The organism is Micromonospora sp. M51 (assembly GCF_018070305.1).
Taxonomy (GTDB): domain Bacteria; phylum Actinomycetota; class Actinomycetes; order Mycobacteriales; family Micromonosporaceae; genus Micromonospora; species Micromonospora parva.
This window is the reverse complement of record NZ_JAGPXZ010000596.1, coordinates 1-3908: the sequence shown is the minus strand read 5'-3', so window position 1 is coordinate 3908 and position 3908 is coordinate 1. Positions and strand designations below refer to the sequence as shown.

Here is a 3908-nt window from a genome sequence, read left to right as displayed (position 1 = left end):
GGTCTGCGCGGCTAAGGACGGTCAGGTCTGGGTGAACTGCGGTCTGGCCGACCCGCTGGCGGTGCCGGCGCCGGTCGACGCCGTCCGGGTCGGCGACCAGGTGGCGGTTCCGCTGCGCCGGAGCATCGCCGGACCGGCGGCAGCGGGCCCGATCGAGCGGTTGGCCTCGTTGCCGGTCGTCGGCGACCTGCGGCCCGCGACGATCGAGCGGCCGGCCACCGGACGCCTCGTCGTCCGGGTGGCCGACGCCATGCCGTTCGATGTGGCGGCCCTTCCGCAGCAGGCGCGGCGGAGCTGGGATCCCGATCTCCTCGGTGAGCTGGAGGAGCTGCCGGTGGGCGAGTACCCGGCCCTCGCGCGATGGGAGGGCGAGCACTGGCTGCCCGTCGACCGTGAGTACGTCGAGTTCCTGGCGATACTCACCGGTCGCGGCGAACCGGCGCCGATCCGGCTGGTGGTGATCGAGCTCGTCCGGCAGGGCCGCTCGATCCGGTTCTCGGCCGGCCCCGGCTGCAACGTGGTGCTGGACAACCAGGTCTGGGACGACGATGACCGCGCGGACCTCCTCGCCGCCGTCCGCGAGGCCGCCGGTGACCCGTGCGGCCTTGTCGAGACGGCCGTTCTGTACGGCGACGACGTCGGCGCGCCGCGACTGCGCCTGCGTCGGGAACCCGGCCGGCCGGCCGAGGATGCGCTCGACGTGCGCGCGTTGCGGTGGCGTGACCTGTTCCGGGACGGCTCGGACCACGAGGCGCGCCTCGTCGACGGCACGTGGCGGTTCGACCCCCGGTTGGCGGACCTTCCGGACGTCGTCGTCACCGGGCTCGACGCGCCCGGAACCCTGTGCCGCTTCACCCCCTCCGCCTGGGGGGAGGAGCAGCAGCGGCGGCGGCAGATCGCCGGGCGGGTCGTGCCGGCCCGTCATCTGAACCTGCCGGATCGGCCGGATCGGGAGCTCTTCGAACGGCTCGTCGATCTGGCCGACGGGCATGTCGTTCAACTCCGCACCACTGTGGCGGAACCGCAGTGGGGCATGCGGCGCGGCTACACCGTCGAGGGGATCGCGGTCGACGTGGAGGCGGAGTCGATCTGGCTCGGGCCGGTCTCCGCCCGACACCGGGTGCATCAGCGCCTGCGACAGAACCGTCAGTCCCAGGTCTGCGACGTGCGGACCTTCGAGTTGCCCACCGGTGACGGCGAGCCGGCGCCGGTACCCAACATCAACCTCACCGCGGGTCTCGCCGAGGCCGACCGGGAGGCCGGTGAGGACGCCCTGGTGCGGCAGCACGAGTTGCGCGGCATCGTGGTCGACGCGCCGATCACCCGGAGCCGGGCCGACGTCTACACGGTCCTGCTCGACCTCGGAGTCGACATCGCGGTCTGCTCTCTGCGCCGGGAGAACTTCGACCGCCCGCCGACCGACGTCGGCGCGATCGTGCGTGGCCGCCGCAGCCGGCACGGCTGGATCTTCACCGCGTACCGCCGGCGTATTCGCGTCCGGGCGGTCTGGGAGTACCAGAACGAGGTTCCTCCGTCGGACGCGATCGGCCTCGGCGTCGTGCAGTGGCGAGGACAGCGCAAGGCGCTGGCCCAGTCGACCAACCGGCCGGTCCTCTACCTGTACGACGACCTCTCCGCCACGGCGCATCTGCGACCGGTCGGAGCGAACGGCGAGGAACCCGCGCTGAGCGCCGGCACTGTCGAGATGTCCCGGGTCTACCCGGACCGCGACCGGCGTCGCATGGCGGTCCGGTATGCGGACCGGCGTGGATCGGCCGAGGTGCACGGTGAGACGCGCTACGTCCAAGCCGGTCCGTTCTCCCGGGTCGTCGGTGTCGACGTGGCGCTCGAGGACGTGGATCCGGGACATGTCGTGGTCCGGCGCAGCTTCAGCCTGTCCACCGGGGTCGCGCAGCAGCCAGCCGCCACCCCCGCTCCGGGGCAGTCGAGCACCGACGGTTACTACCGCTATCTCGCCGGTGAGCGCTCCCCGCTGACGGCGACGCTCAGCGGCTCCACGGTGACCCTGCAGACGGAGTGGACGGTGCCGACGCCCACCGGAGGGTCGACGTGGCAGATCCCGCTCGCCGAGGGCGAGGAGCCCTGGGTGGCCGTCGCGTACCGCAGCAACGATGTGCGGGTCGTTCTGCTGGAGTTGGCCGGCGGCGTGTTCGCCAGCTACCGGACCGCGCCCGCGCTCTCCATGGCGGAGTTCTTCCGGCACTTTCAGCGACAGGGTATCCGCCTCGGGATTCGTTCGGATCTGCGCGGGGCGCGGCTGCACTACGTCGACCGCCGGGAGACGGCGCAGGGGGTGATGCACCGGTTCGAGTGGGGCTACGGCCACACGCTGGAACTGAACGAGCAGGCCCTCACCATCGACGGCAGACCGGCGGCGGACAACGCCGTCTCCCTCTTCCACGGCGACTTCGTCACCGACGTCCTGATCGACCAGCGCGCCGGCACCCAGGACCTCGTCCTGGACATCCGGATGGAACACATCCGCTGGGGTTGGTACGCGCAGCTCCACCGGGAGGCCGCCAACCAGGTCATCCACCTCGCCGACATCGTCGCCGACCAGGACGGTGGCCGCCCGCGCATCAAGGCGCTGCACGTCCGCTGGCGCAAGCAACCCGCCGACGGCCCGGTCTACCGGGACACCCAGACGGTGGTGCTGCGCCGGTTGCGGCTGGCGCCGGAGGCCAGCCGCCGCATCACCGACGCCTGGCAGGCGGAACGGCGCGAGGCCCGGCCGGACCGCCCGAACCAGGCGCTCGTCCGGCTCGACGTCGACAAGTTCAGGCGCAGCGGTGGCGCGCAGGTCGAGTTCCACTTCATCAGTCCGACGTTCGACAACGGCGAGCTTCCGCAGGGATGCCGCCTGTTCCTGACCGCTGACGAGATCCGCCCGCTGCCCAACGACGTCGCCCTCACGCTGCGCGGTGGCGATCTCATCGGCGGCGGATCGCGGACGGGTTTCGAGGTCGCGGTGCTGCGCCGTGACTTCTCCCGCCGGCAGGCGCTCCTGCAGCACATCCACCGCAACGCCGAGCCGGGAACCCACCCGCTGCGTGGCGCCGTCTACCTCGTCAAGCTGACGCGCATTCATCCGGCTGACAATCGCGCCGAGGGCTCGATCGTGGGCGGCCCCGGACGCCCGCACGCCGCCCTGATGAGCCGGCTTGCCAACGACGAGACCCCGTGCTTCGCCACTGTCGTACGGCAGGGCGACCGGATCGAGTTCGAGGTACGGCCGAACGTCGTGTTCCGTTTCAGCGCCGATGCCGTCGCCAACGCGGACGAGGCGCGCAACGGATCGATCGTCCGTCTGCTGCGCGGGCCAGACCGGTCACTCATGGTCCGTCAGGCGCTGCTCGGTGACGCGGCGTATCTGCCACGGGAGGGCCGGCCGGTCCAGCTGCTGCCGATGCAGAACCTGCTGAGCCGGCGCGATGACGGCGCGACAGCGCTCAGCCGGGGCTCGTACACCGTCGTCGGCCTCCCGTCGGTCATCGTGCCGGCCTCCCGTCGGGGGCGTGCGCCGGACGCCCAGGCCCGGGAGTTGATCGCGACGCCACATCCGAAGCTGGGCGTCGTCCGGCGGGAAGCCCGCAACTCCTACCACCTGGAGCGGATCGGCAGCGACGTCCGCGTGGGCATCCTGCGACGCGAAGCCGATGGCACCCTGTCCGCCGCTGGCCGCGACGCCGACGGGGTCGCCTGGCGTACGCGGGTCCGTTGGGCCCAGGTGTCCTTCTTCGACCGTGGCGCGAATGGAATCCGGGAGTGGTGCGACAAGTCGTCCTGGGAGTATCACGACAGCACGACCGGGTACCGCCAGGGCGAGCGACTGGAGACGGTCACCACCGAGCGACTCAATCCGTCCGCCACGGTCTGGACCGACCCGG

1 protein-coding gene is annotated in these 3908 nt (G+C 71.8%); it reads left to right on the top strand.

Going from position 1 to position 3908, the window contains the following annotated elements; genetic code table 11:
- Nucleotides 1-3908 (top strand): hypothetical protein (locus KBX53_RS25220; RefSeq protein WP_210861990.1); only part of this gene is annotated, 3908 nt, incomplete at both ends.